This window comes from Ruegeria sp. BC3 (assembly GCF_056539265.1).
The window spans coordinates 18,345-43,832 of record NZ_JBQFUP010000004.1 but is presented as its reverse complement, the minus strand read 5'-3'; the positions used below and the strand labels follow the sequence as shown (position 1 = coordinate 43,832).

General features: G+C 57.9%; 27 protein-coding genes and 1 tRNA gene. 19 read left to right on the top strand and 9 right to left on the bottom strand.

What is annotated here, in order from left to right; genetic code table 11:
* Nucleotides 1–24: 24 nt before the first annotated feature.
* Nucleotides 25–426: a DUF4864 domain-containing protein gene (locus ACR0MV_RS12115; protein ID WP_170427109.1), complete on the top strand. Its 402-nt coding sequence runs from the start codon at nt 25–27 to the stop codon at nt 424–426.
* A gap of 135 nt (nt 427–561) precedes the next feature.
* On the top strand, nt 562–2,850 hold the full coding sequence (locus ACR0MV_RS12110; protein WP_170427110.1) for a glycosyl hydrolase family 28-related protein: 2,289 nt from the start codon (nt 562–564) through the stop codon (nt 2,848–2,850).
* Nucleotides 2,851–2,873: 23 nt separating this feature from the next.
* On the opposite strand, the gene ACR0MV_RS12105 is transcribed toward ACR0MV_RS12110, so the two are convergent.
* Nucleotides 2,874–3,536: a hypothetical protein gene (locus ACR0MV_RS12105; protein WP_480702293.1), complete on the bottom strand. Its 663-nt coding sequence runs from the start codon at nt 3,534–3,536 to the stop codon at nt 2,874–2,876.
* Between the two features lie 134 nt (nt 3,537–3,670).
* Here ACR0MV_RS12105 and ACR0MV_RS12100 point away from each other — a divergent pair, with 134 nt between their 5' ends.
* Nucleotides 3,671–3,997, top strand: a complete 327-nt coding sequence (locus tag ACR0MV_RS12100; RefSeq protein WP_170427112.1) for an antibiotic biosynthesis monooxygenase family protein — start codon at nt 3,671–3,673, stop codon at nt 3,995–3,997.
* A gap of 65 nt (nt 3,998–4,062) precedes the next feature.
* A complete protein-coding gene (locus ACR0MV_RS12095; protein ID WP_170427113.1) occupies nt 4,063–4,470 on the top strand; it encodes a universal stress protein in 408 nt (135 codons plus the stop codon).
* Here the strand turns inward: ACR0MV_RS12095 and ACR0MV_RS12090 are convergent.
* Nucleotides 4,467–4,958 (bottom strand): HugZ family pyridoxamine 5'-phosphate oxidase, encoded by a 492-nt coding sequence (locus ACR0MV_RS12090; protein ID WP_480702292.1) that lies wholly within the window; start codon nt 4,956–4,958, stop codon nt 4,467–4,469. The two genes, ACR0MV_RS12095 and ACR0MV_RS12090, sit on opposite strands and share 4 nt — an antisense overlap.
* A 111-nt stretch (nt 4,959–5,069) precedes the next feature.
* On the opposite strand from ACR0MV_RS12090, the gene ACR0MV_RS12085 reads away from it, so the two are divergent.
* The 3 genes from ACR0MV_RS12085 (at nt 5,070) to ACR0MV_RS12075 (ending at nt 6,303) form a co-directional block, all read left to right on the top strand.
* Nucleotides 5,070–5,510, top strand: a complete 441-nt coding sequence (locus ACR0MV_RS12085; RefSeq protein WP_254445820.1) for an excalibur calcium-binding domain-containing protein — start codon at nt 5,070–5,072, stop codon at nt 5,508–5,510.
* Nucleotides 5,511–5,608: 98 nt separating this feature from the next.
* Nucleotides 5,609–5,899: an antibiotic biosynthesis monooxygenase family protein gene (locus ACR0MV_RS12080; protein ID WP_170427115.1), complete on the top strand. Its 291-nt coding sequence runs from the start codon at nt 5,609–5,611 to the stop codon at nt 5,897–5,899.
* Between the two features lie 50 nt (nt 5,900–5,949).
* Nucleotides 5,950–6,303 (top strand): MmcQ/YjbR family DNA-binding protein, encoded by a 354-nt coding sequence (locus ACR0MV_RS12075; protein ID WP_170427116.1) that lies wholly within the window; start codon nt 5,950–5,952, stop codon nt 6,301–6,303.
* Here the strand turns inward: ACR0MV_RS12075 and ACR0MV_RS12070 are convergent.
* The 4 genes from ACR0MV_RS12070 to ACR0MV_RS12055 all read right to left on the bottom strand — a co-directional run bounded on the left by ACR0MV_RS12070 (nt 6,300) and on the right by ACR0MV_RS12055 (nt 10,787).
* Nucleotides 6,300–7,007, bottom strand: coding sequence for an ORF6N domain-containing protein (locus ACR0MV_RS12070; RefSeq protein WP_480702291.1), 708 nt, complete (start codon nt 7,005–7,007; stop codon nt 6,300–6,302). The genes ACR0MV_RS12075 and ACR0MV_RS12070 overlap by 4 nt on opposite strands.
* A gap of 110 nt (nt 7,008–7,117) precedes the next feature.
* Nucleotides 7,118–7,909, bottom strand: coding sequence for a formate/nitrite transporter family protein (locus ACR0MV_RS12065; protein WP_480702290.1), 792 nt, complete (start codon nt 7,907–7,909; stop codon nt 7,118–7,120).
* A gap of 131 nt (nt 7,910–8,040) precedes the next feature.
* A complete protein-coding gene (gene uvrB / locus ACR0MV_RS12060) occupies nt 8,041–10,227 on the bottom strand; it encodes an excinuclease ABC subunit UvrB (RefSeq protein WP_480702289.1) in 2,187 nt (728 codons plus the stop codon).
* A gap of 80 nt (nt 10,228–10,307) precedes the next feature.
* Nucleotides 10,308–10,787, bottom strand: coding sequence for an SRPBCC family protein (locus ACR0MV_RS12055; protein WP_480702288.1), 480 nt, complete (start codon nt 10,785–10,787; stop codon nt 10,308–10,310).
* A gap of 155 nt (nt 10,788–10,942) precedes the next feature.
* Here ACR0MV_RS12055 and ACR0MV_RS12050 point away from each other — a divergent pair, with 155 nt between their 5' ends.
* The 12 genes from ACR0MV_RS12050 (at nt 10,943) to iolB (ending at nt 22,744) form a co-directional block, all read left to right on the top strand.
* Nucleotides 10,943–11,254, top strand: a complete 312-nt coding sequence (locus ACR0MV_RS12050) for an ETC complex I subunit (protein ID WP_480702287.1) — start codon at nt 10,943–10,945, stop codon at nt 11,252–11,254.
* Nucleotides 11,255–11,731, top strand: coding sequence for a GNAT family N-acetyltransferase (locus ACR0MV_RS12045; protein ID WP_480702286.1), 477 nt, complete (start codon nt 11,255–11,257; stop codon nt 11,729–11,731). It abuts the gene before it with no gap.
* Nucleotides 11,732–11,752: 21 nt separating this feature from the next.
* A tRNA-Arg gene (locus tag ACR0MV_RS12040) sits at nt 11,753–11,829 on the top strand.
* A 241-nt stretch (nt 11,830–12,070) separates the two neighbouring features.
* Nucleotides 12,071–13,489: a CAP domain-containing protein gene (locus tag ACR0MV_RS12035; protein WP_170427123.1), complete on the top strand. Its 1,419-nt coding sequence runs from the start codon at nt 12,071–12,073 to the stop codon at nt 13,487–13,489.
* Between the two features lie 250 nt (nt 13,490–13,739).
* Entirely contained in the window at nt 13,740–14,753 is a 1,014-nt protein-coding gene (gene iolG / locus ACR0MV_RS12030; protein WP_480702285.1) for an inositol 2-dehydrogenase, read from the top strand.
* A 124-nt stretch (nt 14,754–14,877) separates the two neighbouring features.
* Nucleotides 14,878–15,819, top strand: a complete 942-nt coding sequence (locus tag ACR0MV_RS12025) for a sugar ABC transporter substrate-binding protein (RefSeq protein WP_170427125.1) — start codon at nt 14,878–14,880, stop codon at nt 15,817–15,819.
* 81 nt (nt 15,820–15,900) lie between these two features.
* Entirely contained in the window at nt 15,901–17,025 is a 1,125-nt protein-coding gene (locus ACR0MV_RS12020; protein ID WP_170427126.1) for an ABC transporter permease, read from the top strand.
* A gap of 1 nt (nt 17,026) precedes the next feature.
* A complete protein-coding gene (locus ACR0MV_RS12015; RefSeq protein ID WP_170466954.1) occupies nt 17,027–17,845 on the top strand; it encodes an ATP-binding cassette domain-containing protein in 819 nt (272 codons plus the stop codon).
* 84 nt (nt 17,846–17,929) lie between these two features.
* Complete coding sequence (gene iolD, locus ACR0MV_RS12010) at nt 17,930–19,762, top strand: 3D-(3,5/4)-trihydroxycyclohexane-1,2-dione acylhydrolase (decyclizing) (RefSeq protein ID WP_480702284.1); 1,833 nt, start codon at nt 17,930–17,932, stop codon at nt 19,760–19,762.
* Nucleotides 19,759–20,658 (top strand): myo-inosose-2 dehydratase, encoded by a 900-nt coding sequence (gene iolE, locus ACR0MV_RS12005; protein ID WP_480702283.1) that lies wholly within the window; start codon nt 19,759–19,761, stop codon nt 20,656–20,658. The genes iolD and iolE overlap by 4 nt, the downstream gene beginning before the upstream one ends.
* Nucleotides 20,659–20,708: 50 nt before the next feature.
* Nucleotides 20,709–21,890, top strand: a complete 1,182-nt coding sequence (locus ACR0MV_RS12000) for a phytanoyl-CoA dioxygenase family protein (protein ID WP_480702282.1) — start codon at nt 20,709–20,711, stop codon at nt 21,888–21,890.
* A 47-nt stretch (nt 21,891–21,937) separates the two neighbouring features.
* Nucleotides 21,938–22,744: a 5-deoxy-glucuronate isomerase gene (iolB, locus tag ACR0MV_RS11995; protein ID WP_480702281.1), complete on the top strand. Its 807-nt coding sequence runs from the start codon at nt 21,938–21,940 to the stop codon at nt 22,742–22,744.
* 25 nt (nt 22,745–22,769) lie between these two features.
* Here the strand turns inward: iolB and ACR0MV_RS11990 are convergent, their stop codons facing one another.
* From ACR0MV_RS11990 to iolC, 3 genes are read right to left on the bottom strand one after another with little or no spacing between them, the layout of a single operon-like run.
* The gene (locus tag ACR0MV_RS11990) at nt 22,770–23,609 is read right to left on the bottom strand and encodes a class II fructose-bisphosphate aldolase (RefSeq protein ID WP_480702280.1); all 840 of its coding nucleotides are present in this window, start codon (nt 23,607–23,609) and stop codon (nt 22,770–22,772) included.
* Complete coding sequence (locus ACR0MV_RS11985; RefSeq protein ID WP_480702279.1) at nt 23,606–24,442, bottom strand: 5-deoxy-glucuronate isomerase; 837 nt, start codon at nt 24,440–24,442, stop codon at nt 23,606–23,608. The genes ACR0MV_RS11990 and ACR0MV_RS11985 overlap by 4 nt, the downstream gene beginning before the upstream one ends.
* A 9-nt stretch (nt 24,443–24,451) precedes the next feature.
* Nucleotides 24,452–25,432: a 5-dehydro-2-deoxygluconokinase gene (gene iolC, locus ACR0MV_RS11980; RefSeq protein WP_480702278.1), complete on the bottom strand. Its 981-nt coding sequence runs from the start codon at nt 25,430–25,432 to the stop codon at nt 24,452–24,454.
* Nucleotides 25,433–25,488: the final 56 nt, after the last annotated feature.

Sequence of the window (25,488 nt, the reverse complement as noted above, 5' to 3'; positions counted from 1 at the left end):
ACCCTTTCGTCAGGAGGTGGCCCTATGCGTCGTTTATTGCTTGCCCTATCACTCAGTGCCGGACTGGCCTCGGGTGCGTTTGCCCAGAGTGATGAGATCGAAGCCAACATCGCGGCGCAAATTAAGGCGTTTGAGGCGGACGATTTTGTCACCGCCTTTACCTTTGCCAGCCCCAACATCCAAAACCTGTTTCGGACGCCCGAGAATTTCGGAGCTATGGTCCGCAATGGCTATCCCATGGTCTGGCGACCCGCCGAGGTGAGGTTCTTGGAACTTCGCGAAATCGCTGGCGCCTTGTGGCAGAAGGTCATGATTACAGATGGCGACGGGCGAGTGCACATTCTGGACTATCAAATGGTGCAGCGGGAAAACGGCTGGAAGATCAACGGTGTGCAGCTTTTGGGCAATTCCGACCCAGCCGCCTAGCGCAACACCACCGTCACGGTGATATGAGCGGCGGTTAATCCCTTTTCTTTACTCAGGCCTCTGCGTTCGGGCAGCCCCGGACACTGGGTTTGTGCGCGTGGCGATCTGCGGCGCGCGATTGGGAAAGGGATTTCTATGAACAAGGCAATCACCGACGGAATCGTCTTTATGCCAGCTGCTTTTGCAAATGGTCTGAACGTCTGGTCCAGAGGCGACGGTACTCCGGGTTCGCCGATTTACGAAGGCTCTGGCGTTGGGGCATTTGTTCCTGCAGACCCGGATTTCGGCGGTTGTCTGGAAATTCTGAAGGTGCAGGCCACGCAAAAGCTGCGCTACATGGGCCAAACGCCTCTGATCCCCGGCTGCTACCTGCAGATCAAGGCTCGGGTCAAGGCGATCAGTGGACCCTTGCCGCAGGTGCGTATTGCCGCCTGGGCTGGTGGTGCGGGCGATCAGCAGGTCACGGGTGTGATCGATCAGGGCCCGGCGACCCAATTGTCAGGTTACGGCAAAGTGCACGAAATCACGGCGATTGTTGGCACTGGCAAGCGATCCGGCGTGGATATGCCGTGGGGCGTCGCTGCGCTTTATGGTCATTTTGGGCTGAACATCGATGGTGCGAATGGCGCGGTCATACGCGTGGACGATATCCAGATCACAGACGCGACCAGTATCTTCCTGCGCGAAATGATCAGCACAGTCGATGTGCGGGACTATGGGGCGATTGGCGATGGCGTTGCGGACGACTCCGCCGCTTTCGAAGCAGCTGATCAGGCAGCCAGCGGACGTCGGATCTATGTTCCAAAAGGAACATACCTTCTGGCGCAAAACACTTCGATGGCGTCTGAGATGGATTTTGAGGGCACGATCACCATGCCCGACGACAAGATGCTATTGCTGACCAAGAATTTCGACCTGCCAGCCTATATCTCGGCGTTTGGAGACGAAGAGTTGGCGTTCAAAAAAGCGTTTCAAGCGCTGTTGAACAACTCTGATCATGAATCACTGGATATGGGTGGTCGGAAAATCTCGGTCACGGCACCGATTGACATGGCGGCTGCGGTTCCGAACCGGCAAGGCGGTTTTTCAACCCGGCGCGTGATCCGCAACGGGCAGTTTGATGTCAAAAGCAGCGCGGCCTGGGATACCGAGACTTTCACCTCGGTCGCGACGTACAACCCGTCTGACGCCACCAAGCTGACCAATGTCGAAAACATTGCCAACATCCCGGTTGGCGCGCTGGTCCAGGGCAACGGTGTGGGACGCGAGATCTACGTCCGGTCCAAGGATGTCGGGGCGGGTGAAATCACGCTGAACGATCCGATTTTTGATGCGTCGGGTACGCAGACCTTCACCTTTCAGTCTTTCAAATACCTTCTTGATTTCAGCGGGTTCAGCACGCTGCGCAAATTCGGCATGGAAGAGATCGAGTTCCAGTGCAACGGTCGATGCAGCGCAATCCGGCTTGCACCTTCTGGCAGCACGTTCGCGGTGACGAATTGCTTTATCAGCCGTCCCAAGGACCGCGGCATCACCTCGCATGGAACCGGGTGTCAGGGCATGTTGATCGATAATTGCCAGTTCCTGTCGACCGAAGAATCCCTGAACGTGCCTGATCGTAAGTCCATCGCGTTGAACGCCAATGCCAACGATATCAAGCTGCGCCACAATCGCGCGGTGCGGTTCCTTCATTTTGCTGTACTGGCGGGGACAAACAACCTGGTGCTTGGCAACCACTTCTTTCAGGGCGACCGCATCCCGCAGGGTGTCCGCAGTGCCGGACTGATCATGATCGGGACCTACAACAGTTCGACTATTTCCGAGAATTACGTCGATAACTGTTTTGTAGAGTGGACGAACGAACGCGACGCGAATCCCGTCTATACCAGCGGCTATTCGTTCAGCTCGATGACGATCTCGGACAACATTTTCTATGCAAATGAAGTCGCACCTTGGTTCAGTCAGATCGTTATTCGACCTCATGGTGCGGGGCATTACCTGAACGGAGTCGTTGTGACGGGGAACAAATTCCGTTCTAGCAGTGGCCGTATCGACCGGGCCGAACGTGTCGACACCAGCTTTGCCGATCTGAACCATTCGGCGCATCTGAACGTGATTTTCGAGGACAATACGTTCAACGGTATCAACGCAAAGGTCGAAAACCCGCTGCGGATCCGAAGCTCGCAAAACTCGGCATCATCGGTTTGGTCAATCTCTGCTGGCGGCCGTCTGCCCTTTGGCGGTAAAGCGCGGGGCTGTGATGCGGTTACCGTCTTGGGTCCGTTGAAAAACGCAGGCGCGCAGATCGTACATGCTACGCCCTATGTCGAGTTGGAGCAGGGGGCAAACCGGGACAACATTCAGTTGCGCTGGCCCTTGCCCCTAAGCGGTTCGGTTTCGACCATGATGCGTATGGATTACTGAGCGGGGCTACCCCTGCCAGTGATTCAGAACGTGTTCCAAAGCGCCAGCCTGATGCCCGTGTTCTTGCGGGCATCATTGCGCTCCACACCCAGAACCCAAGTCCTCGGGCTGTCCTTTGCACGGATCATGATCGAGGGTCTGATCCTCCAGTGTAAAGGGCGGTCGCTGCGGTAGGCCGTTTCAATCTGCAAAAGCGGGTTGATCAACCGTGCAGAAGACAAACCAGCCGTCAGGTCCAGCTTGCGATACAGGGCGTCATGCGTTCGGTACTCTAGCGCGGCGTCAATTGCGACCCAGCCACTGGCCCAACCGGTTTGAAACCCTTTCCCATAGGACAGGGTGGCCTTGTACACCGCCCAGGCACGGATCTGTTGGTGATGGGCGCCAACCGCTAATTCAGCAGCAAAGCGGCCAGCGTTTTCGAAATCTGCAACGGGCAGACGTGCAAAAATCAGCGCGTGGCCGTAAATGTCGCGGTTCTGCTCCACATCTAGCCCGAGGGTCAGGTTTTCCCGCAACCCATATTCGGCATAAAGCGATCCCTTGTAGTCGTAGCCGTGGCTCTGGTCTGCAAAGGCGGTTACGGCCGCCGACACAAAGGCGCTGCCGTTGTCGCGCAACCACGCACCAGACCAGGCGGGTGAGGCCGCCAGCAGCCATACAAGGATGAAAGAAACCCATCGCATGCGCGCAGCATCCGCGAGCATGGTTAACGGATCGTTAGGATTTTGCCGTCCTTCGCAATACGTGGCCGGGGAAAGGAAAGGCGAGACCTTTGGGCAACCTATGTTAAGCTTAGGCGAGACAAAGGAGAATCCAGATGCCGAACATTGCCAAAGACGCAAGCGTACAGACTGTCATCACAACCTTTGAAATGACGCCCGGCACCTGTCAGGACTTGTTGGAGGCGCTGACGGATGCCTATGCCGAGTTTATCTCGAAACAACCCGGTTTTGTGTCTGCAGGTCTTCATGTGAACGACGCCCAGACCCGGATCGCCAATTATTCGCAGTGGCAAAGCCGTGAAGATTTTCTGGCCATGTTGCGAACGCCAGAGATGCGGGACCGCAATCGCAAGATCAACGAGCTGTGCAAAAGCTTTGAGCCCGTCATGTATGACGTGGCCGAGACATTTGGCGCAGCGTGATCTGGATCAATGCCTAACTGTCTGACCTGGTGCAGGTTTTAGGTGTGAAAACGGAGGTGCGCGTCATGTATCACAACATTCTTGTCCCAATTTCCTTTGATGCCGAACGAGACATCTCTGGACCGTTGAAACTGGCTCAAGTGCTTTCGACGCCAGATGCGCAGGTCACACTGCTGCACGTTGTCGAGCACATTCCGAACTATGCCATTTCCTACATGCCGCCTGAATATCTGTCCGAGGCGCGTAAGGCCCTTCAGACCGAGTTGGACGCTCTGGCGGAAAAGCTGCCCAACGCCAAAGGTGTGTTGGTGGAGGGTCATTCGGGCCGAACCATTCTGGATTGGGCTGATGAGCACAAGCCTGACCTGATCATTCTGGCATCTCACCGCCCGGGGATGCAGGATTTGCTGCTGGGCTCAACAGCAAACCATGTGGTGCGCCATGCGGCCTGCGCTGTTCACGTCGTGCGTTAAGCGGGCCATATATCAGTTGGGGCAAGGCGCCATGCTTTGCCAAATCCGCCATTCAGTACGGCATCGGATACGGAAAACAGGACAAAACTGAAATCGGTGAAATCCGCGTAGAGCTTTGCCTTCGGACGCAAGCTCAGATAGCGCGTGCGCAGTGCATCGTGCTCGCTGGTCCCGCGCGCAACGAACCGGGCGGTGGCGTGCAGTGTCAGTCGCGGATGCGTCAGCGGATCGCCGCCTTCACCGGGTTCTCCGACCAAAAGGGCACAGTCCGGATTGGCCTGCAATGCCCGTGTGTGATCGGCAAGGGTTGAGATCAACGTGATCGGCAGGCCGTCATCGTCCGTCGCCAGAGCCACGCGTGAAACGGACGGCAACGCAGTGTCCGGGCGCAATACGGCGAGTGCACCATAGCTTGCCCCCTTGATCAGATTTCGGGCCATTTGTCTGGCTGTTTCGTCAACGGGACGATAGGGGGCGGTCTTTGTCATCTGTGTGTTAGCCGTCGCAACTGATTTCTGGCCTGACCCTATATGCCTCTTGGCCAAGGTACGAGGGGGCGGGTCTCGGTTTTGCCATAAATTCGATCTAAGGCTTCATGAATGGAACATAGTGATCCCGATCTGGACAAACCGCTAAATACCTCAAGAACTTCAGCACGTCATCGCCGTGCGGACGCCTTGCGTAGGCGGGCGCTGTCGCCCGTGCGCATTATCCTGATGGTTCTCATGCTGCCGGCGACCACTGCTGCGATTACGGTCGCTGTGTACCTGCGGACCTCTGAGTTCGAGAGCCACGAGGCGCTGCTCCACCTTATCGCGATGGTGAGTTGCGACACGGCTGGTTCATTGATACCGGGCCCGTACCGAAAGGGCGAGCCGGGCTATCACGCGCGCAACGATGCGGATGGGGATGGGGTTGCCTGCGGCACGTTAGCCCCCATCGCCGCGACGCCCCAATCAACCGAGGCTCTGCAATCGCCCCTACTACCCCAGGGTCCACAATCGCGGCAGCTTGGTACGGCCAAATTCGTGCGGCCCTGAACAGGCTGATCCGGGAATCTGACAGAGTGTGGTAGACTGCGCCCGTCACGCCGGTCCGGCGGTCATCGGGGATTTCGCCCAGCGAGGGAGGAGAAGTCATGTTCGCACGTATCACACAGTTCAAAATGAAGCCCGGCATGCGCGATGCGGCCGAGGCCAGGATGAATGAGCTGAAAGACCAGATCATGGGCATGGAGGGCATGCACAGCTTTACCAATGTCATGAACGAAGATGGCAGTGGCTTTGTTGTTGCGGTGGTTCAAAGCGAAGAGCTTTCCAACGCCAACGCCCCCAAAGTGACCGAGCTTTGGGGCCAGTTTGCTGAATTCCTCGAAGGCCCGCCCGCGCCGGCAGGGTTCGACGTGGTGGTGCACTGGGACAAAGGATAAAGCGCCGCCCAGCGCTTGCCAAACCCCGGCCAATCGCCAAAGTTGGGGCGATGACCCGTGATGAGTTCAACAGCTTCTGCGCCAGTCTCAAAGCCACCAGTCATGTTGTGCAGTGGGGCAATGCGGACGTGTGGAAAGTGGGTGGCAAGGTCTTTGCGATTTGTGGCTGGAACGATGGTGCGGATGCATTCACCTTCAAGGCCACCGATCTGGCTTTTGAGGTGCTGGGCGATGAACCCGGCATCCGCCCAGCTCCGTACCTGGCGTCGCGCGGGATGAAATGGCTGCAGGTCTATGAAGAACGCGGGATGAGCGACGCCTCGCTGCGCGAGCATATCGTAACGTCCTATGATCTGGTCGTGACCAAGCTGACCAAAAAGCTACGGGCTGAGTTGGGCGTTTAACTCTTCATTGCCTGCAAAAGTTCCAACAAGCCTTTCCGGTCGTCATCGTCGGTATAGTCGCCCGTGGCCAAACGCTCGGCGATGCGCAGGCGCAGACGCTCTTGCTGGGTGCGGACCTCTTCGCCTGCGGTTTCTGCCAGTGTTTTCATAATCATCGCCACCACCTGTTGCCGCTTGGTGGTGGGGTTGGCGATGTAATCGACAAGGCTCTGCTGCCCGGAATCGAGGATGTTTTCGGCCAAAGCCCGCAACTGCTCGCCATTGGGCAGCAGCGGGGCGGGGGTACCTTCGGGTGGCAGGATTTCCGGCACGCTGCGCGGCGTTTCGGCCAGAGCATTCGCGCCGTCGACAAAGGCTTCGGTGATCATCCGGGTGATCCTGATCGCGCGCGGGTCCTTGAACAGGGCCGAGGCGATGGCCACGCCGTAATCCGTATAGACCCACGGATTGACCCGCCGCCCGCCGCGGCCCTTGGGTTTTGAGATCACATTCTGTGATTGCAAATCGGCGACCTCGGCATCGGTCAGCTGAAAGCGGTAGCCTTCGAACAGGTCCTTATTGCGCGAGACAGCCTGATTGAAGGCGCTGACGGACTTTCCGTAGAACTGCGCCAGATCCTCGGCCAGTACCACGCGGGTACCACGCACCCGGTGAATGGCGCTTTGGACCTCATGCGTGCTGGGCAGGGTGTTGGGTTTCGTCATATCAGCCGTTTGGAATCACAATCTGTGATTGCGAACGTGGAGGAGAGAGGGCTGCGCTGCAACCTTGTAGTGTATGGATATTGTCGATCGAGACAGGACTTGAGGTAGTGTCAGCCGCTTGCCTTGCCCAAATAGGCAAGTCGATAGGCGAGGGCGACACCGCCCGCGCCTCCGACTACATTGCCGACTGTCACCCAAAAAAGGTTGCTGATGGTGGCGCCCCAACCGAGTTCGGCACCTGCTAGTGCACCCTGAGGCAGCAGGTACATATTTGCGATCGAGTGTTCGAGACCCAACAGAACAAACGCCGCAATTGGCCAGAGTATTGCCATGACCTTTCCCACGACCGATCTGGCGGCGAAGCTCAGCCAGACGGCAAGGCACACTAAGGCGTTGCACAGAATGCCTCGTATAAAGGCTTGCGTTGGAGAGAGATCAATCTTGCCATTTGCGATCGCTGCAGCAGTGGCCCCCATTGGTCCTTCCAGCAAACCGCTTGCAGCGCAAGCCAGGACTAGTGCGACGGCTCCGACTAAATTCCCAAGATACACGAATCCCCAGTTCCTCAACAGGTCACGCATCGAGATTTTTCGGTCCACCGCCGCGATGGTCATCAGCGCGTTTCCAGTGAACAGTTCCGCCCCACCAACGACCACAAGGATCAGGCCCAGAGAAAACACCACCCCACCAAGAAACCGGGCTGGCCCAAATCCGGGATCTACGCCGGTCATAACCATAGTGTAGGCGGCCCCGCCGAAGCCGATGAAGACACCTGCGAGTATTGCAAGTGTCAGCGTTTGAACGATGGAAAGATGTGCCTTTGCGACACCAGATGTTTCAACCAGTTCTGCAATCTGTGCAGGTTTGTAAGCGTCTACGCCGGTTGGATTGTGAGCCTTCATGCGTCGCACACTGCCAACATATTCATGTTTCGACATTGATCCGGATCAAGGCCACACGACGAAGTACAGAGGTTCAGCCCAAGGCTTGTGCCAACTATACTGCTAACTCGATCTCGACAGCCACTTTTGTCCTATCGCTTCCTTCTCTTCACATTCCCACCCCGCTGCCCCGGCCTGCCAGCCGTTGACCGCCCGCGTGATTTCACCGCGTCTTCCGAGGCTTTCTCGACCGCCCATTGGCGCGCCATGGGGTCATCGGCAACGGCCAGATCGACCGCTTCCAGACGTTTGATCTCGTCCCGGATGTTGGCGGCCTCTTCGAATTCCAGGTTCTCGGCGGCTTTGCGCATCTGGTCGCGCAACCCGTCCAGATGGGCCTCAAGGTTGGCGCCGTGCATCGGTTTGTCGATGGTGGCGGTGACTCGGTTCATGTCGACATCGCCTTCGTAGAGACCGGCCAGAACGTCCTCGACATTCTTTTTCACCGTCTCGGGCGTGATGCCGTGTTCTTCGTTATAGGCGATCTGTCTGGAGCGGCGACGGTTGGTTTCGTTCAGCGCGCGTTCCATCGAGCCGGTGATCTTGTCGGCATACATGATCACCCGGCCATCCGCGTTCCGCGCAGCACGGCCGATGGTCTGAATCAGCGAGGTCTCGGATCGCAGGAAGCCTTCTTTATCCGCGTCCAGAATGGCGACCAGCCCGCATTCGGGAATGTCGAGGCCTTCGCGCAGCAGGTTGATGCCGACCAGCACGTCGAACGCCCCCAGCCGCAGGTCGCGCAGGATTTCGATGCGTTCCAGCGTGTCGATATCCGAGTGCATATAGCGGACCTTGATGCCTTGTTCGTGCAGGTATTCGGTCAGATCCTCAGCCATGCGTTTGGTGAGCGTGGTGACCAGCGTGCGATATCCATCGGCCGCCACTTTGCGCACCTCGTCCAGCAGGTCGTCCACCTGCATTGAAACAGGGCGGATTTCGACCTCGGGGTCCAAGAGGCCGGTGGGGCGGATCACCTGTTCGGTGAAGACGCCGCCGGTCTGCTCGATCTCCCACTTCGCGGGGGTGGCAGAGACAAACACCGATTGCGGGCGCATGGCGTCCCATTCTTCGAACTTCAGGGGGCGGTTGTCCATGCAGGAGGGCAGGCGGAAGCCGTGTTCGGCCAGCGTGAATTTGCGCCGATAGTCGCCCCGGTACATGCCGCCGATCTGCGGGACCGAGACGTGGGACTCGTCGGCAAATACGATGGCGTTGTCGGGGATGAATTCGAACAGGGTCGGGGGCGGTTCACCCGGTGCGCGGCCCGTCAGATAGCGCGAGTAGTTCTCGATCCCGTTGCAGACGCCGGTGGCCTCGAGCATCTCAAGGTCAAAGTTGGTGCGTTGTTCAAGACGTTGCGCTTCCAGCAGTTTGCCTTCGCCGACCAGTTGGTCGAGCCGAATGCGCAGTTCCTTTTTGATCCCGATGATCGCCTGCTGCATCGTGGGTTTCGGCGTCACGTAGTGCGAGTTCGCATAGACGCGAACCTGCTCCATCGTCGCGGCGCGTTCGCCGGTCAGGGGGTCGAATTCGGTGATCTGTTCCAGCTCTTCTCCGAAGAACGAGAATTTCCACGCGCGGTCCTCAAGGTGCGCGGGCCAGATTTCCAGTGAATCGCCCCGTACCCGGAACGAGCCCCGCTGAAACGCCTGATCGTTGCGACGGTATTGCTGGGCGACCAGATCGGCCATTACCTGCCGCTGATCGTATTCGTTGCCGACCTTCAGGTCCTGCGTCATCGCCCCGTAGGTTTCGACCGAACCGATACCGTAGATGCAGGATACCGAGGCCACGATGATTACGTCATCGCGCTCCAGCAACGCCCGCGTGGCCGAGTGGCGCATCCGGTCGATCTGTTCGTTAATCTGGGATTCTTTCTCGATATAGGTGTCGGACCGAGGCACATAGGCCTCGGGCTGATAGTAGTCGTAATAGGATACGAAATATTCGACCGAGTTTTCGGGGAAGAAGCCCTTGAACTCGCCGTAGAGCTGCGCCGCCAGCGTTTTGTTTGGGGCAAGGATGATGGCGGGGCGCTGCGTTTCTTCGATGACCTTGGCCATGGTGAAGGTCTTGCCCGTGCCGGTCGCGCCCAGCAGAACCTGATCGCGTTCCCCATCCATAACTCCGCCAGCCAGTTCCTTGATCGCTGTCGGCTGGTCCCCTGCGGGTGCAAATTCAGTGTGCATGACGAACTGCTTGCCGCCCTCAAGTTTCAGGCGTGCGCGGACGTCTTCGGCGGTCAGTTGGGTCTTGTCGGAATGGGCGTATGGCATGGACAGGCTCCGGGTCAGGCCCTTACATTTGTTCTTATTTTGTCCAACTGCAAGGCCTGATCCGGTCTGGAAACTCAGTTTCAGTAATAGGCAAACTGCATGTACGGAACTTCGTCTGCCTGTGCCTTGTCGGCAAGAGCTTGCAGGTTGCCATCCAGTACGCGGCTTATCATGGCTTTCATGAGCGTTTGACCAATCAGCCAGCCCAAGGGACCGTATTTCATCTGGTAGTCCATGCTCCAAATCACACGCGAGCGGCCGCTTGCCAAAGGTTCGATTGTAATCGCAGCATGCGCGTCGGTCAGCGGCATGGCCGCCATTTCAGACAGGCGCACCCGGTACCCCTTGTTGATGTGCCACTCGGTGACTTCTTCGACCAGCGAGGTTCCGTTTGCGAAGCGACAGCGCCGTTTTGATCCGACGCCGATTTCGCCTTTGGTCAAAGCATCGACCGAAGTGACCTGCGGTGCGAAGTCATCGATATGCATGAAGCGGCTGAGGATGGCCCAAACGGCATAGGGCTGGGCGTCAATGCTAAGGCTTCTTTCGTGGTGGATCATGTCGGTGTCCTTTTCATGGGGTGTCACGATTCATAAACGGGTCTGGTGCCAGTTTCTGTCATCAGGCGCCTGAGCGACCGCGACAATTGCCACCTTGTCCCGGCCTGCGCTCTGACGCATAAACATTGCCAGCCAAGTGAGGACGGAGAGGCGACATGCGCGCACGGATTTACAAGCCTGCAAGGAATGCGATGACTTCGGGTATGGCCAAGACCCACAAGTGGGTTCTGGAATATGCCCCTGCGTCCGCGCGGGAGGTCGATCCGCTGATGGGTTGGACGTCGTCTGATGACACGCAAACTCAGGTACGGCTGAAGTTCGATACCAAGGAAGAGGCGTTGGATTACGCCAAAGACAATGGGATCGAGGTTCAGGTCAGTGAGCCGCACAAGCGCAAACCCAACCTGCGCGCGCGTGGCTATGGCGAAAACTTCGCCACTGATCGGCGCGCACCCTGGACCCACTGAATGATCGAAATCCGTGAAGCCGACCCGACTGCGTACGCGCTGCGCCCGGTCATAGAGGCTCATTTTGCGCATAGTGAAACAGCCGGGCCCGCAGAAAGTAACCATACCATGGATGCTGATGCGTTGGCCGGGAACGGGATTCGGTTCTGGGCCATGTTCGATGGCGATCAGGCGGTTGGTTGTGGCGCTCTGAAAGCTCTGCCTGATGGCACGGTCGAGGTGAAATCGGTGCACATCGTGGCGCAGGCACGCGGGCGTGGTCTGGCGCGCAAAATGATGAATCACCTGTCTGATGTTGCCCGCGCTGAAGGCGCGACGGCCCTGGTTCTCGAGACCGGTGCCGCGCACCTGCCGGACTACACGGCGGCTCGTAAACTCTATGAACGGCTTGGCTATTCCTATTGCGGGCCAATTTTTGGGTATGAAGATGATCCGAACAGCGCCTTTATGCGCTTGGCTCTTGAACCCCGGAACTAAAAACCGCAAGAAGGGCCCAGCGGTCCCGTAGCTCAACTGGATAGAGCAGCTGACTTCTAATCAGCAGGTTGAGGGTTCGAGTCCTTCCGGGATCGCCATTTTCGCCAATTTTTGGATGCGCTTACCGCGATATCAGCGAGGCGGCCGATGGAAATATTACGTATTCCAATGCGTAGATATTGCCCTAACTGATCCCGATATACGCAAGATATTGCCATCGCGACTACGCGTGCGGGCAAGACTTTGCCGATTGAGGCAGGCCCAGTCTTTTGCACTGCTATCTGCCCGTTTATTGCCCAACGTGGCTTCGACAGATGCGCAAAAAATGGAGAGTTGGGGATGACTCAGGCCAGCACACTTGAGCGGGAAATGCTAGAACTGATCAACGCCGAGCGTACGTCGCGCGGTCTTGAACCACTTGCGCTTGAACTTCGTCTGAATGCGTCGGCGGAAGAGCACAGCCAATGGATGCTGGCGACCGGAAATTTCTCTCACACCGGCGAGGGTGGCAGTTCGGCCACCCAACGTATGCGCGACGCAGGCTTTGTTTTGTCTGGTTCATGGGGGACCGCAGAAAACATTGCCTGGCAAAGTCAACGTGGAGAGCCCGGGTTCTCGGACGACGTCGTGGGGCTGCACAACTCGCTCATGAACAGCCCCGATCACCGCGCCAATATTCTTGATCCGAACCTGAGGTATATCGGCATCGGGATTGAAGTCGGTTCATTCGGCGGCGTTCCTGCCATCATCGTCACTCAGAATTTTGCGCGTACCTCGGCTGCGGTGCAGCTTGATACGGGCGGTGCATCAGAGACGCCTTCAGAACCAGTTGTCGTCGCACCTGAACCGACAGAACCTGCGGATGGTCCTGGGTCTACATCGTCTCTAGAGACGGTGTCCTTTGGCGACTCGGATACAGTCAGCGGGACCCCGGAAGAGTTGGATCGGGATGTCGTCACAGGGTTTGAGGCTGGCAAATCGCTTGTCATCGAAGGGGTCGAGGTCAGCCGCTCGAATATCCGGTTTAATAGCAACTCGGACTTGGAAGTTGACACAGACGGCGATGGCGATACGGATTTGACGATCCTGCTGGGTGACGGTCGGGCGGACGGTGACGTTTTTGTCTTTACCAAGGATGGAAACACAGTCGTCAGCTACGCGAACTTCCTGCCGGGCCTTGCGCCCGGAGTCCGCGTTGCGGACAGCGCGGTCAACGGGATCGTCAGTAAGGACTTTCTTGAAGGTGACGGCACCGCGGATTTCCGCGTTGAGATGGTCAATCTGGGAACCGCAGATTTCAACAATGTTCTGGGCGTCTATGACATCCTGGAAAATGGCCAAATTGCAAACGTCCGCCTTATCTTTGCCAACACCAAAGAAGCTAACGGAGCGGTAGAGCTCAGCAATCTTGCGGACGGAAATCGTCTTGGGTTCTTCGTTGTTCAGGATGGGGCCGCGTGGGCGGCAGGTTTGTCTGAGTCCGATGATCTTGGTTTTGTCGCCAGCAACGGCGGTTTGGCGGATGTGGATGATGAATTCGACTTTGTTCTGACGGTGAACGGGGATTCGGCTGGCGTTACCACTTTCCACTCGGAAAAAGCGACATTGAACGCCGATGATCAGCAACACGCGCTGTCCGGAATCGCCAGAGGCGGTGAGGCGATGATCATTGGATTTGAAGATCTGACCGGTGGCGGAGATTTTGATTTCGAAGATGTCGTCTTTTCCGTTACCCGTGTTGAGGCGGACGCCGTTTGATCTGGTGTATAGCGGGCGCAAGTAAATCAATGACAGGACGATAAAGCCGAAGGAGACTTCGGCTTTGTTCTGCGTTCAAATTCCCTAAGACACAACTAAACCAAGCGCAGACTGCGTGCCTGTAGGGCTGTCCGAAGGGTGCTGACGACAAGGCGATCCCTCGCAACTTTCCCAGGTTGATGAAAAAAAACTTGCAACCGGTTGCAAAGAGAAACATGCTGCGCGCGAAGACTGGATTCGGAGAAGCCGCATGCTCAAGATCGGATTGTTAGGGGCCGGACGTATTGGCCGCGTACATGCGCAAGCCATCAGTGAGCATCCTAAGAGCGTATTGGCTGCGGTGTCAGATGCTGTTCCCGAAGCGGCAGAAAGTCTGGCGGGAGAATATCAGGCCGAAACACGCAGTTCAAATGACATCATCGCGGATGCGTCCATTGATGCGGTTCTGATTGCCACGCCCACCGACACACATTCCGACCTCATCGAGGCAGCGACTCGCTCGGGAAAAGCCGTACTTTGCGAAAAACCCGTCGATCTGGACCTGGATCGGGCTATCACATGTCAGACAAACGCATCGGAAACCGGTCAGCCGGTCATGGTCGGGTTCAACCGCCGGTTTGATCCCAATTTCTCGGCGCTAAAAGCCTCGTTCGAGGCAGGAGAGATCGGCAAGGCGGAACTTCTATCGATCACATCTTTTGACCCGGCCCCGCCACCTATCAGCTACGTCAAAGTCTCGGGCGGTTTGTTCCGGGACATGATGATTCACGATTTCGACATGGCGAACTATCTGATGGGGCAGTTGCCAACAGTGATTTCAGCTGTCGGAACATCAGTTGTCGACCCTGAGATCGGTCAGGCGGGGGACTATGATACCGCCGTTGTTACAATGACTTACGCAGATGGCCGGGTCGCTGCAATCAAGAATTCCAGACGCGCCGTGTATGGTTATGACCAGCGGGTTGAGCTGTTAGGGTCAAAGGGGCTGCTTCAGGCGCACAACATCCTGGAAAACTCGGTGGTGAAGTCGACGGCGGATGGTGTTGTCGGTGCCAAGCCGACCTACTTTTTCCTGGAACGTTACATGACTGCTTACCGGACAGAATGGAGTGCATTTGTTGACGCCGTACAAGCCGGGGCGGATATGCCGGTCACTTTGGAAGACGGCGTCGCAGCACTGGCGATGGCTGAGGCTGCGACCCGTTCGGCGCGCTCCAGAACACCGGTGATGATGAGTGATGTTTTGAAACCGGTTGCAAAATGATCGGATTTCCGGAAACTGGACAAAGCCCCGGTTCACTTGGGGGCGGAGGAGATTCGGCCAAGGCCGAATGACTGGGGCTGAAGCCCAGACAATACGATTGACAGTTCTATTGGGAGGAATGGAAATGAAAACGTTCGTAAAAGGGGTTCTGATGGCCAGCGCCGTCGCATTCGCCGGTGCCACTGGCGCGGCAGCGGAGGGCGAGAAGTACATTCTGATCAGCCACGCCCCGGACAGTGACAGCTGGTGGAACACCATCAAAAACGGCATCGCCTTGGCGGGCGAGCAAATGGGCGTTGAGGTTGAATACCGCAACCCGCCCACCGGTGACCTTGCTGATATGGCGCGGATCATCGATCAGGCCGCGGCCTCGGGTCCGAACGGGATCATCACCACTTTGGCCGACCCGGACATTCTGGAGGGCCCGATCAAGGCGGCCGTGGATTCTGGCATCGACGTCATCATCATGAACACCGGGACACCGGAAAAGGCGCGTGAGGTTGGCGCGCTGATGTATGTGGGTCAGCCGGAATATGACGCGGGATTCGCCGCAGGCCAGCGTGCCAAGGACGATGGCATCGGGTCCTTCCTGTGTGTGAACCACTACATCGTTCAGCCGTCCAGCCAGGAACGTTGCCAAGGCTTTGCTGACGGTCTGGGTATCGAGTTGGGCGAGCAGATGATCGACGCGGGTCAGGACCCGGCCGAGATCAAGAACCGAGTTCTGGCGTATCTGTCGGCCAACCCTGAAACGGAAGCGGTTCTGACGCTTGGCCCGACCTCGGCTGACCCGACCATTCTGGCGCTCGAAGAAAACGGCATGGCCGGTGACATCTACTTTGGCACCTTTGACCTGGGTGGAGAGATCGTCAAAGGCATCAAAAGCGGCGTGATCCAGTGGGGCATCGACCAGCAGCCTTTCCTGCAGGCCTATCTGCCGGTTGTTGTGATGGCCAACTACCACCGTTACGGCGTTCTACCTGGTAACAACATCAACTCGGGCCCCGGTTTCGTGACCGCAGACGGGTTGGAAAAGATCGAAGAATTCGCGGGCGAATACCGCTGATCTTCAAATCGGTGCGGACGCCGGTCGTGTGTCCGCACCCCCTTATTCAAGCATTCAGAACGACGCGCGAAGGAGGCAACAATGGCTGAGTCAGCGCAAACCGCAAGCGGCGGCGACGAACGGATCAAAGAGATCTCACCCCTGCGCCGAGCCCTGATCCGCCCGGAATTGGGTGGCATGGTCGGCACGGTGGCAGTGTTTACGTTTTTCCTGCTGTTCGCCTTTGACAGCGGCATGTTCACAGCTCAGGGCGTGATGAACTGGTCCGTGGTTTCTGCTCAGTTCATGATTATTGCCGTTGGTGCCTGTTTGCTGATGATCGCGGGCGAGTTCGACTTGTCCGTAGGTTCGATGATCGGCTTTGCAGGCATGATGATCGCGATCTTTTCCGTCACGCTCAGCTGGCCGGTCTGGATGGCCATCATCGTAACCTTCGTGCTTTGCGTTTCAATCGGGGCGGTCAACGGGTACATCGTCGTGCGTACCGGCCTGCCCAGCTTTATCGTGACGTTGGCATTTCTGTTCATTCTGCGCGGCTTTACCATCTACCTGCCTCAGACCATCGAGCGGAAAACCATCATCGGCGGCATCCGCGACGTGGCCGAAGGCGACTGGCTGGCGTCGGTGTTCGGCGGCAAGATCGGGCAGGGCTTTTTCGTCTGGCTCGGTGACAACGGCCTGATCGAAACCTTCGAACGCGGTACGCGTCAGGGTCAGCCTGTGGTCGACGGTATTCCGATGCTGCTGATCTGGGCACTGGTGATCATCATCTTTGGCCACGTGCTGCTGACCAAGACCAAGTTCGGAAACTGGATCTTTGCCTCGGGCGGAGACGCCGAGGCCGCAAGGAACTCGGGTGTTCCTGTGAACCGCGTCAAAGTTCTGATGTTCATGTTCACCGCCTTCTGCGCGACCGTCTTTGCGACCTGTCAGGTGATGGAATTCGGCTCGGCCGGTGCGGACCGGGGCCTGCTCAAAGAGTTCGAGGCCATTATCGCGGTGGTGATCGGTGGCGCGTTGCTGACCGGCGGCTATGGCTCGGTGCTCGGTGCGGCTCTCGGGGCGCTGATCTTTGGCGTGGTTCAGCAGGGGCTGTTCTTTGCAGGGGTCGAAAGCTCGTTGTTCCGGGTGTTCCTCGGCGTGATCCTACTGGGAGCCGTAATTCTGAATACCTACATCCGTCGTATCATCACAGGAGAACGCTGAGATGACCGAAGATACCAAATTCCATCACGGCGACGCGCAGGACCAGAAACCGATCATTCGGATGGTCGACATCCAGAAGCACTTTGGCTCTGTGATCGCCCTTGCGGGTGTCAGCTTTGATCTGAAACCGGGGGAGTGTCACTGTCTGCTGGGGGACAATGGTGCGGGCAAATCGACCTTCATCAAGACCATGTCCGGGGTCCACAAGCCAACGGCCGGTGAGATCTTCTTCGAAGACAAGCCCATGCATTTCGAGGACCCGCGTGACGCCATTGCAGCCGGGATCGCGACGGTGCACCAGCACCTTGCGATGATCCCGCTGATGAGTGTCAGCCGGAATTTCTTCATGGGCAACGAACCCACGCGCAAGGTCGCCGGGATCAACTTCTTCGACAAGAAACTGGCCGATGAAATCACCATGGAAGAAATGCGCAAGATGGGCATCAACCTGCGTGGACCGGATCAGGCCGTAGGTACCTTGTCCGGTGGTGAGCGTCAGACGGTTGCAATTGCTCGTGCGGTGCACTTCGGCGCCAAGATTTTGATCCTGGACGAGCCGACCTCAGCGTTGGGCGTGCGTCAGACATCAAACGTTCTGGCGACCATCGACAAAGTACGCAGCCAGGGTGTGGGCGTGGTTTTCATCAGCCACAACGTGCGCCACGCATTGGCTGTCGGCGATCGCTTTACCGTGCTGAACCGGGGTCAAACTCTGGGCACGGCCAAACGCGGCGAAATCTCGCCCGAAGAACTGCAGGACTTGATGGCAGGTGGTCAGGAACTGGCCGAGCTGGAAGGGTCCTTGGGCGGCACGGTCTGACGCGTTCCCGCGCGGACCGGACATATTGCAGAAACTGGAATTCAACCGACTGGCCGGGGTGGCCTTAAGTTGAAAGGGATCACAATGGGCAAAACTATCAGACTGACCGCAGCACAAGCTCTGGTCCGCTATCTGGGCGCGCAAATGAACGAGGCCGGAGAGCCATTCATCGCGGGCGTCTGGGCTATTTTCGGCCACGGCAATGTGGCCGGTTTGGGTGAGGCGCTGCACGCTGTGAAAGACAGCCTGCCGACCTATCGCGGCCACAACGAACAGACAATGGCGCATTGTGCCATTGCCTATGCCAAGCAAATGCGGCGCACGCGCGCAATGGCGGTGACCTCATCCATTGGGCCGGGCGCGACCAACATGGTGACAGCCGCCGCGCTGGCGCATGTGAACCGCTTGCCGGTTCTGATCATTCCCGGCGACGTATTTGCAACGCGTGGCCCCGACCCGGTGTTGCAGCAAATCGAGAGTTTTGGCGACGGAACAGTCAGCGCCAATGATTGCTTTAAACCCGTAAGCAGGTATTTCGACCGGATCAGCCGACCGGAACATCTGCTGACCGCATTGCCGCGGGCGTTCCGCACCATGACGGATCCTGCCGATTGTGGCCCGGCGACTCTGGCCTTTTGTCAGGATGTGCAGGCTGAAGCCTATGACTATCCCGAAAGCTTTTTTGAGCCGCGCGTCTGGTATCAGCGCCGCATTCGCCCTGACGAAGGTGAACTGTCCCGTGCGGTGGCGGCCATTAAGGCGGCAAAGCGCCCGGTCATCGTGGCGGGTGGCGGCGTTCACTACTCTGGTGCTACGGACGCGCTGCAGAGTTTCGTGGAAACGCACAATATCCCGATCACCGAGACACAGGCAGGCAAGTCTGCGCTTGCATGGGATCACCCGTTGAACCTCGGGCCCGTAGGGGTGACTGGCGGCGAACCGGCCAATTCTGTTTGCGCCGAGGCTGATCTGGTGCTGGCCGTTGGCTCGCGCCTGCAGGATTTCACAACCGGATCGTGGGGCCTGTTCTCAAACCCTCAGCGCGAGATGATCTGCCTGAATACTGCGGCTTATGACGCGGAAAAGCACGGTGCGATGCCATTGCAATCCGATGCGCGCGTTGGGCTAGAGGAGCTGGGAGCGGCCTTGCAGGGATACCGGGCCGACCCTGTGGCGGACGCTCTCAAGGCCGAATGGTACGGCAAGGTCGACAAGCTGACGGTTGCGCCCGGCGATGGAAACGCGCTGCCAACGGACATGCAGGTTATTGGCGCGGTCCAACGGGCCTCAAATGACGATACGGTCGTTATGTGCGCCGCAGGAACCATGCCGGGAGAACTCCACAAACTTTGGAAAGCGCCGCGCCCTGGCGCCTATCACATGGAGTACGGCTTTAGCTGTATGGGCTATGAGATTGCCGGTGCGATGGGCATCAAGATGGCACAGCCGGATCGCGATGTGATCTGCTTTACCGGCGACGGCACTTATATGATGGCGAATTCGGAAATGGCGACGGCGGCGATGATGGGTGTTTCGTTCACCGTCGTCATTACCGACAACCGTGGCTTTGGTTGCATCAACCGTCTTCAGATGGGCACTGGCGGGGCCGAGTTTAACAACCTGCTGGACCATGCGGTGCATGAGAACCCCTCGGCCATTGATTTCGCGGCCCACGCGGCGGCAATGGGGGCAACCTCGGTCAAGGTCAGCTCGGTTGCCGAGCTTGAAGACGCGCTTGCCAAACGGGGCGACGTCAAAGGGCCTTATGTGGTTGTCATCGACACTGATCCCTACCCCTCGACCGAATACGGCGGCACGTGGTGGGAAGTGGCGGTTCCCGAAGTCAGCATCCGTCCCGAAGTGAACGAAAAACGCGCAGCCTATGAGTTGGCGATTAAGGAAAGAAACACGAAATGAGCGTGAAAATCGGGATTTCGCCGATCGCCTGGCAGAATGATGATTTGCCGGACCTGACGGCGGCTTACACGATGGAGCAAGCACTGAAGGAAGCGCGTGAGATCGGCTATGTCGGTGTCGAACGCGGCCAGCGTATGCCCAGCGATACCGAAGGGTTACGCGCCTATCTCGAAGGCAATGACATCGCGCTGTGCGGTGGGTGGTGCTCGGGCGCGTCGCTGGTCAATGATTTCGCGACAGAACGCGAAGCGGTGCGCGAGCAGGTCGAGCAGTTCGTGGCCCTGAATAGCCCGTGCATTGTTTACGCCGAATGCTCGAACACCGTTCAGGGGCAGGCCGGTACCCCGGTCAATAACCGACCCAAACTGTCCAGGGATGAGGTCTTGGCCTATGCCACCAAGATCACCGAGTTGGCCAAATGGATGGGCGATCAGGGCATGCCGATGGCTTACCACCACCACATGGGCACGATCATCGAAACCGAAGACGATGTGAACTGGCTGATGGAAGGATCGGGGCCCGAGGTAAAGCTGTGCTTTGACACCGGTCACCTGCTGTTCGGCGGTGGCGATGTCATGGCGACCCTGAACCGTTGGGGGGACCGGGTCCATCATGTTCATTTCAAGGACATCCGTCCGACGGTTGTTCAGGATGTGCGCGAAAACGACCGCAGTTTCCTGGACGCCGTTGTCGCGGGCGCGTTCACAGTACCGGGTGAAGGGTGCATCGATTTTCAGGCGGTGGCGAAAGCTTTGAAATCCATGGATTACGACGGCTGGATCGTCGTCGAGGCCGAGCAAGACCCGGCCAAGGCACCGCCCTACGAGTATTCCAAGAAGGGCTACGAGCATATTCTCAACGTCTGTGCGCAAGCAGGATTGGAGGTCCAAGCGTAACAACCAGCCCTGCGGGGCGACACCGAAGCCATGAAAAAAGGAGACAAATCATGGTAAATCAGGAACTGGGTTTTGTTGGTTACTTCGACCGTAAATCCTGTGATCTGGATGAATTCAAGGTGTTGACCTCACAGAGCCTGGCAACCGAGGCGGTGCCCCATGCCGCCTCGATCGAAAAGAATGTTCCGATCTACGACATGCGGGCATTGCGCCCGTTGCTGGCGGACGCAGGCAAGCGCAAAGCTCTGTTGGCAGAGTGGGGCCAAGTCTTGGGTAAATCGGCCGGAGTGATCGCTCTGAAGGGAGCGTTCGCAGATACATCCGTCATCGACCGTGCCAGCGATGTTTTTCGCCAGATCATCGTAGAGGAACGTGAAAGCGGTGCCGGCGAAGGCGATCACTTCGCCGCTTCTGGCGCGAACGATCGGATCTGGAATGCGCTGCAAAAGCAGTGCCTGCGTGACCCTGAAGGTTTTGCACTCTATTTCGGGAACACCGCTATTGCGGCGGCGTGTGAGGCGTGGTTAGGGCCAAATTATCAGGTCACCGCTCAGATCAACCAAGTGCGTCCGGGCGGTAAGGCGCAACAGGCGCATAGGGATTACCACCTGGGGTTTCAGAGCGCGGACAGCGCGGCGTGTTATCCCGCGCACGCTCATCTGGTTACGGCATCGCTGACGCTGCAGGGTGCAGTCGCCCATTGCGACATGCCGGTGGAAAGCGGACCAACCAAGCTGTTGCCCTTTTCCCAGTTGTATCCGCCGGGCTACCTTGCGTTCCACGACGAGAGTCATCGGGCCCATTTCGAGGAAACCTGCATTCAGTTGCCGCTGGACAAGGGGGATGCCGTTTTCTTCAACCCCGCGCTGTTCCATGCGGCGGGTGAAAACCGCAGCGCAGATATCAACCGGATGGCCAACCTGTTGCAAATCTCATCCGCTTTTGGACGCGCGATGGAAGCCATTGATCGGCGATCCATGTCCCAGGCGGTGTTCACCTCTCTCGTTGCCTTGAAACAACGTGGTGAACTGAGTGTGGCCGAACTGGATGCCGCTATTGCGGCCACGGCGGAGGGTTATCCATTCCCGACCAATCTGGACACAGATCCACCCGTCAATGGCAACGCTCCGGAAAGTCAGGCCGATATTCTGCGCTGTGCGGTGGCCGAAGGATGGAGCGAAGGACAACTAGCCGAGGCGTTCTCGGCCCTGCAAACAAGGCAAGCTGCCTGAGGAACAAAAGGCGGGCCTGTCAAGCCCGCCTCATACGGAGAGAACACATGTCGGATCTGCTCAAAAAGCCCTTTGGGCGCAGAGGAAAAGTACATGACATAACTCCGGCCAGTGCCGGGTGGCGCTATGTCGGGTTTGGCCTTTACCACATGCGGGCTGGGGATAGGGTCAGCGATGCAACCGGCGATCGTGAGGTTATTCTAGTCATGGTCGAGGGCAAGGCCAGCATTACCGGGGCAGGGCAGGATTGGGGTGTGCTGGGCGATCGGATGAACGTGTTCGAGAAAACGCCGCCGCATTGCCTGTACCTTCCGAATGGTACTGATTGGACGGCTGTGGCTGAAACCGATTGCGTAATCGCCGTGTGTTCCGCGCCGGGCAAAGGTGGTCACGAAGCGCGCCGGATCGGCCCAGACGGTATCACCCTGACGGAACGGGGGAAGGGCGTGAACACGCGCTATATCAACAACATCGCGATGGAAAATGAAGACTACGCCGACAGTCTGTTGGTGACCGAAGTTTTCACACCCAACGGCCACTGGTCGTCCTACCCCAGTCACCGCCATGACGAAGACGACTATCCCCGGATCACCTATTTGGAAGAGACCTATTATCACCGTCTGAATCCAGCCAACGGTTTTGGCATCCAGCGGGTCTATACCGATGATGGCCAGTTGGATGAAACCATGGCCGTTTCGGACGGAGATGTCGTGACTGTCCCGCGCGGTCATCATCCCTGCGGCGCCCCTTATGGGTTCGAGATGTACTATCTGAACGTCATGGCGGGACCGTTGCGGAAATGGCGGTTCGTCCCGGCCCCCGAGGTCGAATGGATCATGGAGCGGGACGGCTGATCTGAACCGACCCCGCCGTCGGGCTTTACCCTTGCGGCGGGGCTCCGAAGGCGCGGATCACCATTCTTGCCGCGGCCTCGACCGGGTCATGGGTTTCTTTCAGGATCGTCACGCGATCGAATCGTTCCGGGTCGCGATCAACCGCCTCGCGCAGGGCGTGGCCGAATGCCATGCGCAGCTCGGTTCCGATGTTGAACTTGCAGATCGAAGTCTCACGCGCCAACCGGCTGCGTTGTTCGACCGGCACCCCCGAGCCGCCGTGAATGACCAGCGGTACACTGGTCGCGGCGTCGATTTCCGCAATGCGAGCATCGTCCAGCCCGCCCTCTTTGTTTTGCTGCAGGTGGACGTTACCCACTGAGATGGCCATCGCATCGACGCCACTTTCGCGAGCGAATTGGGCAGCTTCGGACGGATCTGTACCGTTCGACCCTTCGCCACCGGAATAGCCAACGAACCCAATCTCGCCTTCGCAAGATATTCCGGCCGCATGCGCCATCTCGGCAATAGCGGCGGTTTCGTCGATGTTCTGCTGCAGCGGCTTGCGCGAGCCGTCGAACATCAGCGAGGTGAACCCGCTGTCCAACGCGATCTTGCAGTCCTCGAACGTATAACCATGATCCAGATGCGCCACGACCGGGACCGAGGTGTTCTCGGCCAAGTGGCGGAACATCTTACCCAGAATGGGCAGCGGAGTATGCTCGCGGCAGCTTGGGCCCGCTTGCAAGATCACTGGAGCATTTTCGGCTTCGGCTGCGGCCACATAGGCGCGCATGTCTTCCCACCCAAGGGTGACAAGGCCACCTACGGCATAGCCTTGTTCATACGCCGGGGTCAGGACGTCTTTCAGGGTGACCAGTGTCATTTGAACTTGGCAATCATGTCTTTGATGCCCGGGATCGTTTCGACCTGATAGGCATGGGTGGGCTGGAAAAACTGGACCAGAGAGCGCTGTGTCAGGCCGCCTAGGATCGTGAAGTAATACATCTCGTATCCGGGCAGCACACAGCAGGGGTGATAACCCTTGTCGATGCAGATCGTTGAGCCGTCGACGATGTGATAGGCGTCACCGGGCTCGTTGTCTTCGCGCTGCAACATTTGCAGGCCCGAGCCCCAGTTGGGTTTGAAGCGAAAGTTATAGGTCTCGTCATGCCGCGTCTCGTCCGGCAGGCGGTTGGTGTCGTGCTTGTGGCTGGGGAAGCCGGACCAGCCGCCCTGACCAACGGTGAACAGCTCACTGACCAGCAGGCGACCGACCTTGTCGTGCTGTTTCTGGCCGAGGATATGCTTGATCTTGCGATGAGTTTTAGTGTCGTCGCTGCCGTATTGAACTAAGTCATGTTCGCGCACGTCGAAGGGGTCCAGCACCTTATCGTACTTGGCTCCCGCGATAAAAACTTCCGTTTCGTCTGAAACGCAGACCAGCCGAACTTTTGCGCCGACGGGAACGTAAACGCCTTCCGGGTCGCCGTCCCATACGTCTTCGCCGCGGTTGCCGAGCTTGGCGAATTGTACGCCCTCAACGTCAACGTCGACACTGCCGGTGGCAGGAACGATGCAGGTCTCATAACCCGGCACCTGATACTCGAACGCTTCGCCGTTTTTCAGTTTGACGATGTTGAAGTAATTCAGCGGGACTGTGGGGTCATCGGCATCGACGATGGGCTTGTTCTGATTGTCATAGGGCGCGATATGCATGGAAGTCTCCTATGTCGTAGGGCCGGGATGAGAGGCGAGAAACGCGTCCAGTTCCGGCAATGTTGGCATGGCCGGGGCGCACCCGGGTTTTGAAACGACGATCGATGCGCAGGCTGAACCGCGCATAACGGCTTCTTTCAGCTCGCTGCCTGCTGCAATTGAGGCCAACAGACCAGCCATAAAGCTGTCACCTGCGCCATTGGGTTTAACGGCAGTTACCGGATAGATGCCGGTTTCGATTTCCTGCCCGTCGGCAAACGTGACCGCGCCTTTTTCGCCCATCTTGTAGATGACGATGCGCCCCGGTTTTGCGGCCAGTTCCTTTGCCTTGTCCAAGCCCTTTTCGATGCCTCCGGCCATGAACCCGAACTCTTCGTCATTGCCGACGATCAGATCGCTGGCCTCGCCTGCGCGCGACAGGACCTCAGCGGCGACTTCGGGGGATGGCCAGCTGTACGGGCGGTAGTCAATGTCGAATATGACTGGCAATCCCGCCTTGCGGGCGTTGTCGAACGCGCGAAACGTGGCGCTGCGCGAAGGTTCCGAGGCGAAAACCGTTCCGGCAGAGATCACCGCCGAGAACTTACCGTAGTCGACCTTGTCCATATCATCTTCGGTCACCTGAAAGTCGACGGCACCGTTCCGGTAGATGACATTCTGAAAATTCTCGATCCGACTTTCGTAGACGGCCAGCGACATTCGGTATTCGCCACCGACGACCCGGATGTAGGACGTATCAACGCCGTAATGCGCCAGCTTGTTCAAACAGAACCGGCCTACGGCATCATCTGAGACCGAAGTGATCAGCGACGCCTGGCTGCCCAGTTTGACCAGCCCGGCACAGATGTTTGCCGATGACCCGCCCAGATCCGCGTGAAACGTGTCGGCGTCTTCGCTTTTGACGCCAACAGGATCGGCATAAAGGTCCATGCCAGCACGGCCAAAGACCGCAAACCGGTTTCCTTTGATACCGTCTATCAAAGCGTTCACGTCGTTACCTCCGGCAAAAAGGGGCTGGCGAGGATCGTTGGTCCTTGCGTTGAATC

Coding starts and splice junctions, on each gene's coding strand:
- ACR0MV_RS12090 (WP_480702292.1), bottom strand. CDS start 4,958: ATGACAAAGACCGCCCCCTATCGTCCCGTTGACGAAACAGCCAGACAA.
- ACR0MV_RS12025 (WP_170427125.1), top strand. CDS start 14,878: ATGAAAACGTTCGTAAAAGGGGTTCTGATGGCCAGCGCCGTCGCATTC.
- iolD (WP_480702284.1), top strand. CDS start 17,930: ATGGGCAAAACTATCAGACTGACCGCAGCACAAGCTCTGGTCCGCTAT.
- ACR0MV_RS11990 (WP_480702280.1), bottom strand. CDS start 23,609: ATGACACTGGTCACCCTGAAAGACGTCCTGACCCCGGCGTATGAACAA.
- iolB (WP_480702281.1), top strand. CDS start 21,938: ATGTCGGATCTGCTCAAAAAGCCCTTTGGGCGCAGAGGAAAAGTACAT.
- ACR0MV_RS12075 (WP_170427116.1), top strand. CDS start 5,950: ATGACCCGTGATGAGTTCAACAGCTTCTGCGCCAGTCTCAAAGCCACC.
- ACR0MV_RS12070 (WP_480702291.1), bottom strand. CDS start 7,007: ATGACGAAACCCAACACCCTGCCCAGCACGCATGAGGTCCAAAGCGCC.
- ACR0MV_RS12065 (WP_480702290.1), bottom strand. CDS start 7,909: ATGAAGGCTCACAATCCAACCGGCGTAGACGCTTACAAACCTGCACAG.
- ACR0MV_RS12110 (WP_170427110.1), top strand. CDS start 562: ATGAACAAGGCAATCACCGACGGAATCGTCTTTATGCCAGCTGCTTTT.
- ACR0MV_RS12055 (WP_480702288.1), bottom strand. CDS start 10,787: ATGATCCACCACGAAAGAAGCCTTAGCATTGACGCCCAGCCCTATGCC.
- ACR0MV_RS12050 (WP_480702287.1), top strand. CDS start 10,943: ATGCGCGCACGGATTTACAAGCCTGCAAGGAATGCGATGACTTCGGGT.
- ACR0MV_RS12035 (WP_170427123.1), top strand. CDS start 12,071: ATGACTCAGGCCAGCACACTTGAGCGGGAAATGCTAGAACTGATCAAC.
- ACR0MV_RS12015 (WP_170466954.1), top strand. CDS start 17,027: ATGACCGAAGATACCAAATTCCATCACGGCGACGCGCAGGACCAGAAA.
- ACR0MV_RS12000 (WP_480702282.1), top strand. CDS start 20,709: ATGGTAAATCAGGAACTGGGTTTTGTTGGTTACTTCGACCGTAAATCC.
- ACR0MV_RS12115 (WP_170427109.1), top strand. CDS start 25: ATGCGTCGTTTATTGCTTGCCCTATCACTCAGTGCCGGACTGGCCTCG.
- ACR0MV_RS12045 (WP_480702286.1), top strand. CDS start 11,255: ATGATCGAAATCCGTGAAGCCGACCCGACTGCGTACGCGCTGCGCCCG.
- ACR0MV_RS12020 (WP_170427126.1), top strand. CDS start 15,901: ATGGCTGAGTCAGCGCAAACCGCAAGCGGCGGCGACGAACGGATCAAA.
- ACR0MV_RS12100 (WP_170427112.1), top strand. CDS start 3,671: ATGCCGAACATTGCCAAAGACGCAAGCGTACAGACTGTCATCACAACC.
- ACR0MV_RS12080 (WP_170427115.1), top strand. CDS start 5,609: ATGTTCGCACGTATCACACAGTTCAAAATGAAGCCCGGCATGCGCGAT.
- ACR0MV_RS12095 (WP_170427113.1), top strand. CDS start 4,063: ATGTATCACAACATTCTTGTCCCAATTTCCTTTGATGCCGAACGAGAC.
- ACR0MV_RS12105 (WP_480702293.1), bottom strand. CDS start 3,536: ATGCGATGGGTTTCTTTCATCCTTGTATGGCTGCTGGCGGCCTCACCC.
- iolG (WP_480702285.1), top strand. CDS start 13,740: ATGCTCAAGATCGGATTGTTAGGGGCCGGACGTATTGGCCGCGTACAT.
- uvrB (WP_480702289.1), bottom strand. CDS start 10,227: ATGCCATACGCCCATTCCGACAAGACCCAACTGACCGCCGAAGACGTC.
- ACR0MV_RS12085 (WP_254445820.1), top strand. CDS start 5,070: ATGGAACATAGTGATCCCGATCTGGACAAACCGCTAAATACCTCAAGA.
- iolE (WP_480702283.1), top strand. CDS start 19,759: ATGAGCGTGAAAATCGGGATTTCGCCGATCGCCTGGCAGAATGATGAT.
- ACR0MV_RS11985 (WP_480702279.1), bottom strand. CDS start 24,442: ATGCATATCGCGCCCTATGACAATCAGAACAAGCCCATCGTCGATGCC.